The sequence below is a fragment of the Microbacterium hanjuni genome (genome assembly GCF_043556395.1).
GTDB lineage: Bacteria > Actinomycetota > Actinomycetes > Actinomycetales > Microbacteriaceae > Microbacterium.
In genome coordinates, this window is record NZ_JBIGIK010000003.1 from 167,647 (window position 1) to 181,874 (window position 14,228).

17 protein-coding genes and 1 tRNA gene are annotated in these 14,228 nt (G+C 68.7%); 7 read left to right on the forward strand and 11 right to left on the reverse strand.

Annotation, left to right across the window (positions count from 1 at the left end; all coding sequences use genetic code 11):
- Positions 1 to 14 precede the first annotated feature (14 nt).
- Positions 15 to 1,391 carry an HNH endonuclease signature motif containing protein gene (locus tag ACFXP5_RS13015; RefSeq protein WP_394544923.1) on the reverse strand — a complete coding sequence of 459 codons (1,377 nt, stop codon included), beginning with the start codon at positions 1,389 to 1,391 and terminating at the stop codon, positions 15 to 17.
- Between the two features lie 156 nt (positions 1,392 to 1,547).
- Positions 1,548 to 2,360 carry a transglutaminase-like domain-containing protein gene (locus tag ACFXP5_RS13020; protein WP_394544924.1) on the reverse strand — a complete coding sequence of 271 codons (813 nt, stop codon included), beginning with the start codon at positions 2,358 to 2,360 and terminating at the stop codon, positions 1,548 to 1,550.
- A gap of 85 nt (positions 2,361 to 2,445) precedes the next feature.
- On the opposite strand from ACFXP5_RS13020, the gene ACFXP5_RS13025 reads away from it, so the two are divergent.
- Positions 2,446 to 2,715 carry a DUF2188 domain-containing protein gene (locus ACFXP5_RS13025; protein WP_394544925.1) on the forward strand — a complete coding sequence of 90 codons (270 nt, stop codon included), beginning with the start codon at positions 2,446 to 2,448 and terminating at the stop codon, positions 2,713 to 2,715.
- Positions 2,716 to 2,779: 64 nt separating this feature from the next.
- Positions 2,780 to 2,852: transfer RNA gene (locus ACFXP5_RS13030), tRNA-Arg, on the forward strand.
- Positions 2,853 to 2,879: 27 nt separating this feature from the next.
- Here ACFXP5_RS13030 and arr read toward each other — a convergent pair.
- Positions 2,880 to 3,290, reverse strand: coding sequence for an NAD(+)--rifampin ADP-ribosyltransferase (gene arr, locus ACFXP5_RS13035; protein WP_394544926.1), 411 nt, complete (start codon positions 3,288 to 3,290; stop codon positions 2,880 to 2,882).
- 48 nt (positions 3,291 to 3,338) lie between these two features.
- On the opposite strand from arr, the gene ACFXP5_RS13040 reads away from it, so the two are divergent.
- Positions 3,339 to 4,016 carry a hypothetical protein gene (locus tag ACFXP5_RS13040; RefSeq protein ID WP_394544927.1) on the forward strand — a complete coding sequence of 226 codons (678 nt, stop codon included), beginning with the start codon at positions 3,339 to 3,341 and terminating at the stop codon, positions 4,014 to 4,016.
- A 10-nt stretch (positions 4,017 to 4,026) separates the two neighbouring features.
- On the opposite strand, the gene ACFXP5_RS13045 is transcribed toward ACFXP5_RS13040, so the two are convergent.
- The 3 genes from ACFXP5_RS13045 to ACFXP5_RS13055 all read right to left on the reverse strand — a co-directional run bounded on the left by ACFXP5_RS13045 (position 4,027) and on the right by ACFXP5_RS13055 (position 5,863).
- A complete protein-coding gene (locus ACFXP5_RS13045) occupies positions 4,027 to 4,758 on the reverse strand; it encodes an alpha/beta fold hydrolase (protein ID WP_394544928.1) in 732 nt (243 codons plus the stop codon).
- Between the two features lie 290 nt (positions 4,759 to 5,048).
- Entirely contained in the window at positions 5,049 to 5,240 is a 192-nt protein-coding gene (locus ACFXP5_RS13050; protein WP_394544929.1) for a hypothetical protein, read from the reverse strand.
- Positions 5,241 to 5,323: 83 nt separating this feature from the next.
- Positions 5,324 to 5,863, reverse strand: coding sequence for a YaeQ family protein (locus tag ACFXP5_RS13055; RefSeq protein ID WP_394528847.1), 540 nt, complete (start codon positions 5,861 to 5,863; stop codon positions 5,324 to 5,326).
- 122 nt (positions 5,864 to 5,985) lie between these two features.
- On the opposite strand from ACFXP5_RS13055, the gene ACFXP5_RS13060 reads away from it, so the two are divergent.
- Both ACFXP5_RS13060 and ACFXP5_RS13065 read left to right on the forward strand, forming a co-directional pair.
- Positions 5,986 to 6,180 carry a hypothetical protein gene (locus ACFXP5_RS13060; protein ID WP_394544930.1) on the forward strand — a complete coding sequence of 65 codons (195 nt, stop codon included), beginning with the start codon at positions 5,986 to 5,988 and terminating at the stop codon, positions 6,178 to 6,180.
- Positions 6,181 to 6,260: 80 nt separating this feature from the next.
- Complete coding sequence (locus ACFXP5_RS13065) at positions 6,261 to 6,929, forward strand: pyridoxal 5'-phosphate synthase (protein ID WP_394544931.1); 669 nt, start codon at positions 6,261 to 6,263, stop codon at positions 6,927 to 6,929.
- Here ACFXP5_RS13065 and ACFXP5_RS13070 read toward each other — a convergent pair whose 3' ends face one another.
- Positions 6,930 to 8,105 (reverse strand): sensor histidine kinase, encoded by a 1,176-nt coding sequence (locus tag ACFXP5_RS13070; protein ID WP_394528850.1) that lies wholly within the window; start codon positions 8,103 to 8,105, stop codon positions 6,930 to 6,932. It lies immediately after the preceding gene.
- 95 nt (positions 8,106 to 8,200) lie between these two features.
- Here ACFXP5_RS13070 and ACFXP5_RS13075 point away from each other — a divergent pair, with 95 nt between their 5' ends.
- Positions 8,201 to 9,124: a DUF5996 family protein gene (locus tag ACFXP5_RS13075; RefSeq protein WP_394544932.1), complete on the forward strand. Its 924-nt coding sequence runs from the start codon at positions 8,201 to 8,203 to the stop codon at positions 9,122 to 9,124.
- On the opposite strand, the gene ACFXP5_RS13080 is transcribed toward ACFXP5_RS13075, so the two are convergent.
- Positions 9,107 to 9,955, reverse strand: a complete 849-nt coding sequence (locus ACFXP5_RS13080) for a phosphatase PAP2 family protein (protein ID WP_394544933.1) — start codon at positions 9,953 to 9,955, stop codon at positions 9,107 to 9,109. The two genes, ACFXP5_RS13075 and ACFXP5_RS13080, sit on opposite strands and share 18 nt — an antisense overlap.
- Positions 9,956 to 10,095: 140 nt before the next feature.
- Here ACFXP5_RS13080 and corA point away from each other — a divergent pair, with 140 nt between their 5' ends.
- Positions 10,096 to 11,094: a magnesium/cobalt transporter CorA gene (gene corA, locus ACFXP5_RS13085; protein ID WP_394528853.1), complete on the forward strand. Its 999-nt coding sequence runs from the start codon at positions 10,096 to 10,098 to the stop codon at positions 11,092 to 11,094.
- Positions 11,095 to 11,145: 51 nt separating this feature from the next.
- Here corA and ACFXP5_RS13090 read toward each other — a convergent pair whose 3' ends face one another.
- The 3 genes from ACFXP5_RS13090 to trmB form a co-directional block, all read right to left on the reverse strand.
- A complete protein-coding gene (locus ACFXP5_RS13090) occupies positions 11,146 to 12,435 on the reverse strand; it encodes a glycosyltransferase family protein (protein WP_394544934.1) in 1,290 nt (429 codons plus the stop codon).
- Between the two features lie 130 nt (positions 12,436 to 12,565).
- Positions 12,566 to 13,426 carry a CPBP family intramembrane glutamic endopeptidase gene (locus ACFXP5_RS13095; RefSeq protein WP_394544935.1) on the reverse strand — a complete coding sequence of 287 codons (861 nt, stop codon included), beginning with the start codon at positions 13,424 to 13,426 and terminating at the stop codon, positions 12,566 to 12,568.
- Positions 13,423 to 14,223 (reverse strand): tRNA (guanosine(46)-N7)-methyltransferase TrmB, encoded by an 801-nt coding sequence (gene trmB / locus ACFXP5_RS13100; RefSeq protein WP_394544936.1) that lies wholly within the window; start codon positions 14,221 to 14,223, stop codon positions 13,423 to 13,425. Before trmB ends, ACFXP5_RS13095 begins: the two co-directional genes overlap by 4 nt.
- Positions 14,224 to 14,228: the final 5 nt, after the last annotated feature.

The window sequence follows — 14,228 nt, forward strand, 5'->3', positions numbered from 1 at the left end:
GTCAGGGGGCGGAGTCAGGCGGCGAAGTCGTACCGTGCTCGGCCGCCGAGCCGCGGCGTTCGAGACGGGTCGAGCCACGGCGGCGGGATGAACCACACACCAGCCGTCGTTCCCGCTCCATCGACATGGATATCCCAGCCGTCGTCATGTATTCGGTGATGACACGACGTGCACAGCACGACGGCATTGCTGAGGTCGGTCGGCCCGCCGTCCCTGGCCCACCAGCGGATGTGGTGGACCACGCTCATCGAGGGCGGGAGCCCGCATCCGGCGCACCCTCCGTCGCGTTCGACCGAGGCGAGCTTCTGGGCGGGGGTGAAGAGGCGCTTCGCGCGCCCCCAGTCGAGGATCTCGCTGTCTCCACCGAGCACGCACGGGATGATCTGCGCGTCGGCGGCCATCCGCCGCACCGTCGCGGCCGAAACCGGCTGGGTGATGCCGTCGATGGTGCCGAATCCGACGCCCGATTCGAGATCGGTGAGGTTCATGCGCACCACGACGGTGGTGGAAACTCCGGTGGGCACCTGTTCGCACGCCTGCCCGTGCCGGCACAGTTCGGAGAGGGCGTCGGCCTGCATCTGCTTCACCGAGCGGACGTCGCCCGCCGCCGACGCGGCGTCGGCTCCGTCGCCGGATTCGTTTGCTGCAGCCGCAGACTTCTCGTCGCGTCGTCGCAGCATCCCCGCCACCAGACCCTCGACCGCGGCCTTGATGGGCGCGCCGGTTTCAGGATCGAAGCGACCGGTCAGTACGACCCATCCGGACTGGTCTTCGCGGATGACCAGAGAACGCCCCGCGCGCAGCTCGGCCTCATGCGGTGCGACGCCGTCCGGATCGAGGTGCGCCTCCGCCCGCTGCACCAGCTTCTGCAACTGGTCGAGCGTCAGCCCCGGAGCGGCGTTCGCGAGGGTCTGCTCAGCCCGTTCGAGCGCCGCGCGGTCGGCTCGGAACGCCACCCGATCGAGCATCGTGATGATCGCCGATGCCGCGGCCATGCCCATCCGGCCGGCGTCGACCGCGGCGGCGACGAAAGGATGCTTCGCCGGGGTGGACTCGCCCGTCAGCGTCATCCTCGGCGCCGTCGCGTCGCCCACCGTCACGATGCGCACGGCCTCGCCGACGCTCGTGCCCGTGGTGGCCGAGATCAGCGTGGCCGGGGTACGGAAACCCTGCTTCTTCGCGAACGAGTCCTTTCCCAGCTCGGGCCGGGACTGCCGGTTGATCTCCCGTGCAATGGGGAGGTACGCAGCATCCATCTGCCGTCGGAGCTTGCCGAACGCCTCGTTCACGGCCATGAGCTCACCGGGGGTCAACGACTCCGCAGCGCGCCCGCCGCCGGCCTGCCGCAGCGCCGCCAGCGCTTCGGTGAGGCGGTCGAGAGGTTGGTTCATGTGTTCGATTTTACGGGGGGCCTCCGACATCGGAGGGTTCGCGGAATGAACCGCTCGTCAGGCCAAAACCGTGCGGCGGGCCCCCGGTCCTCGGTGGAGGAGCCGGCCAGGTCGGCGTTCGCTCACGGCGAACAAGACTCTGCCCGGGCCGACTGCTCAGGCGAGCTGCACGAGCGCGATCGGGTCATCCGCACCGAACGCGTCAACGGCTTCGCCGGGGATGACCGACGCATCGACGTGTAGGCGATCGAGCACCAGGTTCGCGCCGTGGTAGCTCAGGAAGGCGCAGTCGGCAGCATCCCGCCCCGTCGCGATGCGCACCAGCGATCGGCGGTCGGCGAGCCGCGTCGCGTCGATCACGTACCAGGCGCCGTCGAGGTAGGCCTCGGCGACCGCGTGGAAGTCCATCGGCTCGAGGTCCGGGGCATAGCACGCGGCGTACCGCGCGGGCATGTCCATCGCGCGCAGCAGCGCGATGACCAGGTGCGCATAGTCGCGGCACACGCTCTGGCCGCTCATGAGGGTGGTCACGGCGCTATCGGTGCCCAGACTGAGCCCCGGCGCGTAGGCGACGCTCGATGCGACGAACTCCGACACCGCGGCGATCAGTTCCCGTCCGGCGAGTCCGCGGAACTGCAGCCGGGCCTGGGCGAACACCTCGTCGGACTGGCAGTAGCGACTCGGGCGGAGGTAGGTGATGGTGTCGAGTTCGCTCGTCTGCAGCGGCGCGGCGGCGCCCGAGACGGTCGCGGTGTACCGGACGGTGAGGAGCCCACTCTCCCCCGTGAAGCGGTGCAGGCGATTGCCCGCCACGTCGACGATCTCTGTCGGGGAGTAGAGGTGATCGCCCTGCGCGAAGACAAGTCGCTCGGTCGCGACAGGCACCCCTGACGCCGTCGCGATCTGGAAGATGAGATCGGCGGATGCTGCGAGCTCGAGATCGAGTTCGGCGGTCACGAGGCGCTGCACCGGGCAATCCTCGCATGCAGCTCACGCCGCTCACGACGCTGTCAAGGGCGGATGCTCCGCGGTCGGAAACGGCTTGACTGTCGACATGGCTCAAGACGAAGTACACACGCGTTCGAACCGTGGTCAGTGGGAGAACTACGTCGAAGGACGGCCCGAGTTGTCGGCCAGCTTCTCGAGCAAGGAAGAAGCGGTCGATCAGGGTCGAGCCCTCGCCGACGAGCTGGGAACGCATCACCTCGTCGACGACGCCGAGCCCACCGGCACGATCATCGACGAGCCCGAATCCGACGACGACACCGTGACCGGCACCACCGAAGACGGGGAGCCGGTCGAGGACTCGGATCCGGTGATCTGAGGGATGCTGCACGCCTGGCGACGGACGGGAGTCACGCGTCGCCGGTGGTAGCCTCGTTCAGTCCGCCTCCGTAGCTCAGGGGATAGAGCGTTGGTTTCCGGTACCAAAGGTCGCTGGTTCGATTCCAGTCGGGGGCACCCTTCTTCACCACCGCGGACGACTGTCTAGTTGATGATCTCGTCGCGCCCGTCAGCGCGGAGTGCGGCGAGACGGTCGCGCCACTGCCGAAGCGCTTCTGCAGACAGCCGCGTCCAGTCGGTGACTTCGTCGACCACCCTCACCGGACTGGTGCTGCGGTAGGACCGCGTGGGGTTGCCGGGGAACTTCTTGTCGGTGACGTTCGGATCGTTCTCGAAAGGCCCGGTCGGTTCGACGCGGTAGACGCGTGGAGCGCCGTCGCCCGCGGCGAGTTCGGCGGCGAGACCCGCGCCGCCCTCCAGCGCCGTGAAGTAGATGTGGTTCATCACGATCTCCGGGCGATAGTTGGATCGGAACCCCGCTCGAAGGAGATCACCGATCTTCAGGTCCGCTTTCGTACCGTGAAAGAACGGACCCTCATCCAGCGCGTCGCTCACGCCGACAGAATAGCCGGAGCCCTCCCCCGCGCCCATTAGATTTCGTTCATGCGTTCGTCTCGTACCCTCGTTCTGCTCGGCATCGTCGCGGCGACCCTGGTGGGGTGTTCCGCCAGCGTCGACGCCGTGCCGACCCCGTCGGCGTCTGCCCCCGCGGCCTCCCCCGCACCCACGGGAACAGTGGCCGCGCCGTCGCCATCCGCTTCGGCGCAGGAGGCGACACTCACCCTTTCGCTCGACAGGCTGACCGCGGTGGTCGACGGAGCGAGCGAGGAGGTCGCCATCGCGGACGGCGAGGCCATCGTGGCGCTGATGACCCGGCTCAGCGGGGTTGAGCCGCAAACCTCGGAGATGGAAGACCCGTGGGGTAATGGCGACTTCTGGGGCACCCGGTACGAGTGGCCCGGCGCGATCGTGGCGCTGATCGAGGGACGCGCCTCGCTGACCGTGCGAGCCGCGCGCATCGGCGACGTGCCCGTGTCCACCGCGGCCGGCATCGCCGTCGGCTCGACGCGCGCCGCCGCCCTCGCCGCGCAGGCCTTCGACGAGTGGGACGAGGACGACGACGGCATCGCTGATCACCTGGGTATCGAGGGACGCGATGTCGCCGGCACGACCTCGCTCGTTCGCCCCGGCGAGGTCGGGATCGAGTTCATCGGGCTGGATCTCGACGGCGATCTCGTGACCGCGATCTACCTTCCCGCGAACGACTACAGCGACATCTGACCGCCCGCCGTCAAACGACCGAATCGGCCGCCTCCCGGATGGCGGTGAGCGAAGCATCGGGGTGCGACAGCATCGACACGTGCGACGCGTCGACCTCACTGATCGTCGCGCCGGCACGTTCGGCCATCTTCCGCTGCAAAGCGATGGGAATCACCCGATCGTCGGTGCCAAGCACGGCCCAGCTCGGGATGGTCTTCCAGGCGGGCGGCCCCGAAGGCGTCACGTTCGCCACGAAGGACGCGGGCCGCTGGGTGGCGACGATCGTCCACCGCTCGGCGTCAGGCAGATCTTGCGCGAACGCGGTGTGAACCGTCTCGGGCTTGAGGAAGGCCTCGGCCGCTCCCTCGGGGGCACCCGGGTACCCGGCGACATCGAGAACCGTGGTGGGGTCGGCCACCGCGAGTGCGGACCCCGACCCGTCGAGGAGCTGCACGATCGTTTCCCCCTCGTCGGGGATGAACGCGTCCACATAGACGAGGGCGCGGACGTCTCCCCCCTGCGCGCCGGCGTTTGTGATGACCGCTCCGCCGTATGAATGTCCGACGAGGACGACCGGCCCGGTCGTGCGTTGAGCCAGGAACGACGCGATGTATGCCGCATCAGAGGTGAGCCCGCGCAACTCGTTCGGCGGAGCCAGCACGGTGTAGCCCTCGGCCTGCAAGGGGACGCTCACCGCGTTCCAACTCGAGGCGTCGGCCCACGCGCCGTGCACGAGGACGATGGTCGGCTTGCTCTGTGACATTCGACTTCCCTTCAGGCATGTCGCCCGGCCCGCAGGCAACGGTGAGTGAGTCGCGCCAGTGCTGTCCAGACGCACCACACAAAGTAGGGCCTTTCTGCGGGCTCTACCAGTGGGGCAGCGACGCGAGGCGCCCCAGGAGAGCGAATGCAGTCAGCCGGAGACCGTGCCCGCGATGCTCACGCATCTGGTAGCAGCGCCCGCACCGAACTGCCCCGGCGTGTCGCAATCGCGACATACCGGGGCAGTTTGCGTTGGAGGACCCGAAGGCCTCCGCGCCGAGGGCGGAACGCTCAGGCGCCGGCCTCGTCGTCGACCTGGGGGCGACCGACGACGCCGATCCCCACGGCCTCGTGGTCGGCCTCGGGCTGGGAGTTCTCCTTGGCCTTCGGCTCGTTGCCGGGCGCTTTCTCGGTGCTGGGCTCGATGAGCTCATCCCGCGTCGGCATCTCGTCGTCGTTCTCGTGCTTCGCCTCGGTGGCCATGACGCATCCCTTCATCGGATGCCACCGACGCTGTCACGCCCGGCCCTCCGCGGGCACCGGCTTGACGGCGGGTGCTCCCGCGCTTAGCCGACGGGCGAGGCGTGAACGGCGGAGTCGACCGTCACGCCATTGAGCTCGACGTAGAGCTGACTCTCGGTGACCGAGACCGTCATGGTGTTGCGGCGATCGAGGGCCGCCGCGACCGCATCGATGAATCCGGGATCGAAGCTGCGCAGCACCAGGTCTTCAGAACGATGGATGCGTTTTCCGGCCCAGGGGGCTGCGACCTTGGCCGGATCACGGTGGGTGTAGACGACGGTGCGCTCGGCGGATTTACTGCCGTAGTGCAGACGCGCGGCGTCCGGGGCACCGACCTCGATCCAGGCGAGGATGGTGCCGGTCAGATCGCGCACGATCACGGCCGGCTCTTCCGTGGAGGACAATCCGTCGCTGAACGCGATCCCTTCCTCGTACTCCAGGCAGTAGGCCAGCAGGCGCGTGATCATGTACTGCGCGGTCTCGGAGGGATGGCGGGCCACCCTCAGCGTCAACTGCTCGTAGACGCTGCGGTCGACGTCGGCCAACTGCACCTCGAATGTGTACATCGTCGCGCCGGTAGCCATAGCGCTCGAGCCTACGGGGTGCTCACGGAGAGACGACGCCGGACCGACGATCATCCTTGCGACGGACGAGGATGCGACTGTGGTCGGACGCGCGCACGACGAAGCGCTCGTAGCTTCGAAGCATGACCCACACAGCGAACACGGCTCTCCCGCACCGGTTCGTCAGGAGCGAACAGGGCGAGATGCCCGTCGCCCTGGCCGCCGTTCTCGCGGTGGCCGGCAACATCCTGGCGATCGTCATCATCGCTTCGGGCGCGCTGCTCGTGGCAGCGGCAGCCGTCCTGGTCTTCGGTGAGGCGCTGCTCAAGCTCACCTGACGCCGTCAGCCGAGCGATGGCGGCGTGAACAGCCGCACGGCCGTGCCGCTCACCCGCCGACGCGGAGGTACTGTCACGTCATGAGCTCCGCCGATCAACCGTCCACCCCCGCTCCCCTATCCGGTGACGCGTCGCTCGTCCTGCCCGAGTTCGACACGCCCCCTCCCGCCCCGCTGCCGCTCGCCCAGGAGTGGCTCGCCGCAGCCCGCGCCGGCGACATCCGCGAGCCGCTGTCGATGACCCTCGCGACCGCGGCAGCGGACGGCGCCGTCAGCGCACGCACGGTCGACGTCAAGCGGATCGACGAGGCGGGACTGGTCTTCGGCACGTCGACCCAGAGCCGCAAGGGCGCCCAGCTGCGCGAGAACCCCCAAGCCGCCCTCCAGGTGTACTGGCGCGAGACCATGCAGCAGCTGCGCTTCGAGGGACGGATCGAGATCCTCTCCGACGAGGAATCCGACGCCCTCTTCGCCGATCGATCGCCCGCCTCCCGGGCGGCGACGGCGGTGGCGAGGCAATCCCAGCCCTTCGACCGCGGCGCGGACGAAACGTTGACGGGTCTCATCGACGACGCGAACGCGTTGCTCGAGCGTTACGGCGAGGCGGTTCCCCGCCCCGCGAGCTGGGTGGCCTGTCGCCTCGTTCCCGACACCGTGGAGTTCTGGCACGGCAGCCGCGACCGCATGCACCGACGCCTGCAGTACACGCGGGATTCTGACGGATGGCGGGTGGAGCGCCTGCAGCCCTGATCAGGCGGCGTCGGGCAGCACGACCCAGACGCTGGCTCCCCCGAGGGGTGATTCTTCGAGACCGATGCGGCCGCCGTGCGCCTCGACGATCCGTCGGCACGTGGAGAGTCCGATGCCGAGGCCCGGCACTTCGGTGGCTTCTCCCCGCTCCATGAGCTCGAAGACCCGCTCGCGAGATTCGGTGGGCACGCCGGGGCCGTTGTCGTCGACGGTGATGCGCCACCCGCCGGTCAGTTCATGGGCGTGCACTTCGACGCGGGGGGTCACCCCTGCCGCCTGGGAGAACTTGATCGCGTTGGCAAGGAGATTCTGCATGAGAGCGTGCAGCAGGGTCGCATCTCCGATGACCTGCACGTGAGCGTCGACGAGCACGGTCGCGCCGCTCTTCTCGATGGCGGCGGACAGATCCTCGAGGGCGGCGCCGACCACCTCGCCGAGATCGACCTCGTCGGAACCCGGCTGCGCGCCTCCCATCCGGGCGTAGTCGAGGAGGTTACTGATCATGCCCGCCATCCGGTCGGCGGCCGACTCCGCTCGGGCGAGCGCGCGGGCCGCCTGCGGGGCGTTGGCCAGCTCCGGACTGTCCGCTGCGATCTCGATGAAACCGGCGAGCGCGGTCAGCGGGTTGCGCAGGTCGTGGCTGACCTGGGCGGCGAAGTTCTCCAACTGCACGTTGGACTGCCCGAGTTCACGGGTCATTCGGCGCAGCTCCAGCACGTCGACCACTTGGCTGGCAAGCAGGGCGAGCGCACGGCTGTCTTCCGGGGCGAGTTCCCCCGGCTCTTCGTCGAAGACGCACAGCGTGCCGATCGCGATGCCGTCGGGCGACACGAGCGGGCTCGAGGCGTAAAAGCGCACGTGGGCGATCTCGCCCGTCACGAACGGGTTGTTCGCGAAGCGGGGATCCAGGCTCGCATCCGAGACCACGATGTGGCCCGGCTCGCGGAACACCACGGCGCACATCGAGTCCTCGCGGCTGCAGACCGACGCTTGCACCCCGATCGCCGCGATCTGATGCTGCTGGCGGTCATCGATGATGTTGATGACCGCGGTGGAGACGCCGCAGACCCGCGCGGCGAGCTGCACCAGACCTTGAAGGTCGGCCTCGGGCGGATGACCCACGACGCGGTACCCCGCGATCGTTTCCCGCCTCGCCACATCCTCGACTGTGCTCACGCGCGTCCTCGCTTCCTTGCCCAGGATAGGTGGTCGGTCCCGCTGATTTCGCTCGCCGCCGCCGGGGCGACGACGCCGGCGGGTAGTTTCGCACCATGCCGAACGTCCCCCCGCCTCTACTCGTCGAGACCTGGACCGATACCCGGGACACCCTGCACATGTGGCTGCAGATCATCGGCAAACTGCGCATGGCCTGCACGCCGCCGATCAACCACTGGTGGCACGTCGCGCTTTTCGTCAATGCGCGCGGCCTCACCACCGGCGCGGTGCCCTACGAAGACCTCGTCTGGGAGGCTCAGTTCGACTTCGTGGCACACGAGCTCGTCTTCCGCGCGAGCGACGGACGGCAGGAGAGCATCCCCCTCCGACCCGTGACCGTCGCGGAGTTCTACCGCGCTGTGCTCGACGTCCTGTCGAGATGGGGTCTCAGCATCCCCATCTTCGCGACGCCGAACGAAGTCGCCGATGCCATCCCCTTCGCCGAAGACACCGTGCACGCCAGCTACGACGCCTCCTCCGCCACCGCGTTCTGGCAACAACTGGTCTACGCGAACGGCGTCCTGTCCACTTTTCGCTCCGGCTTCGACGGCAAGGCGAGCCCGGTGCACTTCTTCTGGGGCGCGATGGACCTCGCGGTCACCCGGTTCTCCGGCCGGGAGGCTCCCCCGCATCCCGGTGGCGTGCCCAACTGCCCCGACTCGGTCATGCGCGAGGGGTACTCGCACGAGCTGAGCAGTGCGGGATTCTGGCCGGGCGGCGGAGAGGAAGGCGCTTTCTATTCCTACGTCTACCCGGCGACCGCGGAGTTCTCCCGCGCCCCGGCCGGGCGCGGGTTCTTCAACGCAGAGCTGGGTGAGTTCGTCCTCCCACTCGAGCGCGCACGCGGAAGCGATGACCCCCGGGCGGTCGTCCTGGAATTCCTGGATGCCACGTACGCGGCCGCCTACCGGGACGGGGGGTGGGATGCCTCTCCCCTGGCCGACCTCGACGCCGGCGCCGGTTCAGTTCGCGCCGGGTGAGACGGCGGGGTGGGTGCTCTGCCGGATCGCGCGCATCGTGAGGTAGAGCCGATGGGCGAGGATGACGAGGCCGAGCCACAGCGCACCGAGGATCCACCCGACCAGCACGTCGGTGAACCAGTGGTGACCGAGGTACACCCGGCTCATTCCGACGAGGAAGGCGAACACACTCGCACTGGCGATGAGCGCGATCCGGGCGGCGCGGGAGGTGCGTCGTAGAACCAGCAGGTACGTGATCGCTCCGATGACCGCGACGGCGTTGAGGGTGTGCCCGCTCGGGAACGACGGGGAGAATTCGTACGGCGGAACCGCGTCGGCGAGCGGCGGGCGCTGCCGCTGGATGATCTCCTTGCCGGCGATCGTCATGAGCAGCGAACCGGTTCCCGCGGCCGCGATGATGACGAGTGGGGTCCACGACCGGCGCTTGATCCCGAGCACGAGGATTGCGACCACCGCGATGATCGGCATGACGATGCCCCCCGCCAGGTCGGTGAAGGCTGTGACGGCGATGTTCAGTCCGGGGCTCCGCACCGACATCATGGCCATCAGCAGGGGCTCATCGATACCTGCCACCCCGTCTTCATCGGCGACGGCGTCGTAGACCTCGACGGCGGCGACGCTCAGCAGGACGACGGCGGTGATCCCGAGGACGAGGGTGATGACGAGCGTGGTGTACGGGCCGAGCCGCGCGGCGGCCCACTGGGCGACGGCGACCACGGCCGCCTCGATGCGTTTCGGCCAGCGCGTCAGGTCGCGGGCGCCGACATAGCGGTCGCGGGTCACTTCCGCTTCGACGCCGGGGGCGCGATCGTCGGGGGTGGGGCGCGTCATCACCACACTCTTGCGCAACCGGCGGCTTCGCGCTCGGTCATTGTCCGCGCCGCACGCGTGTTGTAGGCCGGGGCGTGCCCGCCGTATGGATTGCGTGAGGGGCGTGCGGAGGCCACCGTCTCGTAGGAAAGAATGAGCGGATGCCCCTCATCGACAACGCCGTCTACGTCGGCGGTCAGCGCATCCAGAACCCGGACAGCCTGGAGCAGACGTTCGAGTACATGCGCTCGAACAACGGCATGGCGTGGATCGGCCTGTTCCGCCCGACGCGGGACGAGATCGAGCAGGTCGCCGCCGAGTTCTCCCTGCATCCGCTCGCCGTCGAAGACGCCCTGGCCGGACACCAGCGGGCGAAGCTCGAGCGCTACGGCAACATCCTCTTCGCCGTCCTCCGCCCCGCCCAGTACATGGATGCCGCCGAGACGGTCGAGTTCGGTGAGCTGCACATGTTCGTCGGACCGGATTTCGTGGTCACCATCCGCCACGCCGAGACCCCCGACCTGGCGCGGGTCCGCCGCCGCCTCGAGGGGCAGCCCGAGCTGCTCGCCCTCGGACCGGAGGCCGTGCTGTACGCGATCCTCGACGAGGTGGTCGACGAATACTCCCCGGTGGTCGCCGGCGTGCAGAACGACATCGACGAGATCGAGGACTCCCTCTTCAGCGGCGGCGGCACCGGGCTCTCGCGGCGCATCTACGAACTCTCCCGCGAGGTGATCGCGTTCCAGCGGGCCACGGAGCCGCTCCCCGCGATGCTCGACGCCCTTCGGCGGGGCGCCGACAAATACCACGTCGATCTCGAGCTGCAGCGATCGCTGCGCGACGTGCTCGACCACGTGGTGCAGGTGACCGACAAACTCCGCTCGTTCCGCGAGATCTTGCAGAACGCGCTGACGGTGAACGCCACGTTAGTCGCGCAGCGGCAAACGGAGACCTCGCTCGAGCAGGGCGAACAGGTCAAGAAGATCTCGGGGTGGGCGGCGATCCTGTTCGGACCGACCCTGGTCGGAACCATCTACGGCATGAACTTCACCCACATGCCGGAACTCGACTGGGAATTCGGCTACCCGTACGCGCTCACCCTGATGGTGGCGACATCGGTCACCCTCTACGCCGTGTTCAAGCGCAAGCACTGGCTCTGACACAGGCGCAGGCTTGGATCGGGCCCCGGCGCTGCGCGAGCACGAGCCGACTCAGGGGTGGTTGACCGTCCACAACGCCCAGACGCACAGCGCCTGCAGGGCGATGCACCCGACCAGGATCGCGCCGCGGCGTCGCGGCGTCGAGGACAGTCGTTGATCACCCAGCAGCGGTGACAGCGGCACCATCAGGCGGAACGTGCTCTGCTGCGGCAGGAAGACCGCGAAGAGGTAGAGGCCGTAGCTGAAGGCGAACGCGACGATGACGATGCCGAGCCGGCGCACCGAGCGCGACCACAGCAGCATCCCGAATCCCACCATCAGCGCGATGACGAGGATGATCCCGATGATGCCGAGGTGCGTGCCCGCCTGGCGGAACCACGGGGTCAGCGGAATGAAGTCGTCGTTGCCGACCGACTTCAGCCACCAGCCGGTCTCGGTGCGGATGTAGGCGTCCCGCGTACCCGTCACCGCTTGGGCGATGATCGGCCACAGCAGGCCCGCCGTGGCAGACAGGATGCCGGAGACGATGATCCCGCCGGCTTGGCTCAGCGGGAACGGGTCGACGCGGCGGCGGAAGAAGCGGACGAGGAACAGGATGCCGAGGGCCAGGGCGATGGCCAGGGCTCCGGGCCGTGTGAAGGCGGCGATCACGCCGATCGGGGCGATCAACCAGTAGCGCCGCTGTTGTGCGAGCAGCAACGCCGTGAAGACGAGGAGCATCAACAGCGACTCGGCGTAGCCGAGCACGAAGACGAAGGACAGCGGCGCGAAGGAGAAGAACACGACCGCCCACCAGGCCGCGGTCGGGGTCGTGGTGCGCCGCAGCAGCACGAAGAGCACGATCGTTGCGCCGAGGCTCGCGAGGATGCTCAGGGTGACGCCGGCGAACTGCCAGGACCCACCGAAGACAGGGGCGACGAAACGCTCGAGGGTCGGGAAGACGGGAAGGAACGCCCAGTTGTTCGGCAGGATGTCGCCCTGCACGTTCATGGGCAGGGATATCGGATAACCGTCCTGCGAGATCTGCCCGTACCGGTCGGCGTCCCACTCGGTGAGGTAATCCAGGAACGTGCCGATGCGGTTGCCATCGGGTCCGTGCGTGAGCTTCATCGCGCTGGCGATCTGGTACGCGCCCCACAGCAAGCCGAGGCTCACGGCGCGCGCGACCGCCCACAGCAGCACGAGGCGACCGAGCGTCGCCCGGGTGATGCCGGGAACCGCGCCGCGGGGCGAGCGGAAGAGGTCTGCTGCGGCGAGACGCAGCGAGCGGTGCAGGCGGGATCGCCGAACACGGGTCGAGGCGACCACGGGGGTGATCAGATCGCTCTGCGGTGCGCTCACGCGGGGGCCTTTCGCACGGGGACTGCGGCGGTCCGAAGCGCGAGGGCAACCGCGAAGAGGCAGCCCCGCGACGTTACGGCTACCGAATTGTAGCCCGCGGCCCCTGTGAGCTTCCAGCATTCCGGTGCGATCAGACCAGGAAAACCGAGATCGCGCCCGGATTATGGGCATGCACGAGCACGAGGAAGACCACGGCGTCGAAAAGCAGGTGCACGCTCACGACGTAGGCCAGCGAGCGCGTGCGCAGGAACACCACCGCCTGCACCAGGGCGAACGGGATGGTGAGCACGGGGCCCCACGCCTGGTAGCCGAGCTCCCAGAGGAAGGCGACGAACACGACGGTCTGCAGCACGTTCGCCTGCCAGATGACGAAGTGGCGACGCAGCAGGACGAACACCGTGCAGATGAAGAACAGCTCGTCCCAGATGCCGACCGCCCCGACCCCGACGAACAGACGGGCGATGAGTTCGGGTGTGTTGACCACCGGCCAGTTCTGGTACACCCCCGAGGTGAGGAAGTAGAACGGCAGGATCAACCAGCCGAGCGCCAGCACGCCCACCAACCAGCCCCACTGCAGGCGCGTCCATTTCCCGCCGCCGCGCCAGGGGAAGCGGATCGCATAGTCGCGGTAGACGAAACGCGAGATGAGGTAGGGCACCACCACGGCCCCGCCGAGGGCGAGGGTGAATCGCACCATCGCGAGGTTGTCCAACTCGGCGTGCAGCGGGATGGAACTGACGATCAACTGCCCCACGGCGACGAGCGAGAGGTCGCGCAGCAGGCTGGGCTCCTCCCCGCCCGGCATGACCGACACGTGGTGGTGGCGGTCCACGAGCCACGCGCCGACGAGCGCGGCCGCGAGCAGGATCCACCCGAGCCACGGCACGCGCAGCACGAAGAAGGCGGGAGCGGCGAGGCAGACCAGCAGCGCCGGTCCGAGCGACCAGGTCCAGGTGGCGGTGGGAGCTCTGACGGCCGCGTGGGTCTTCATGCGCTGTCCGCTCCCTCTTCCGTCTCGGGCGCGAGATCGACCGCTTCAGGCGCGAGATCGAGCGCTTCGCTGGTGCGGCGGTAGACCAGGTCGCGGATGCTGCGGCCCGCTCGCTCGCCCTTCTCCTCGAACGCGGTGAGCACACGCCCCTCGAAACGCGGCGCCCACTGCCCGTCGAAGGCGCGCTCGAAACCGGGGGCGTCGTCGAGGACGGTGCGCATCTGGCGCGCGTACGCCTCCCAATCGGTGGCGAGGCGCAGCATCCCCCCTTCTCGGATCGCGTGAGCCGCCACCCCGGCGAACTCCGGTGCGATGAGGCGACGCTTGTTGTGTTTGGACTTGTGCCAGGGATCGGGGAAGAAGACCCAGACCTCGTCGACGGATGCCGGCGGCAACAGGTGCCGCAACACCTCGGGCGCGTTCGCCTCGACCAGGCGGAGGTTGCGCACGCCCGCGCGGTCGGCGTTCAGCATGGTGCGGGCAAGGCCGGCCGTGAAGACCTCGACCGCGAGGAAGTCGGCGTCGGGGCGCGCGGTGGCGGCCGACACGATCGCGTGACCCTGGCCCGAACCGATCTCCACGATCAGGGGCGCCGAGCGTCCCCACACGGCGGACGGGTCGATCGCAGCGCCGGCCCGCACGCTGGTCTCGGCCTCACCGCGCGGCACGTCGATCACGTAGAAGTCGGCGTGCGCGGCCCAGGCCCGCTCCTGCCCGTCGGTCATCCGTCCGCCGCGCCGGACGAACGACACCGGCCGGTCGCGGAACGCGCGCGGCGCGTCGGTGGGATCGGGCATCGTCC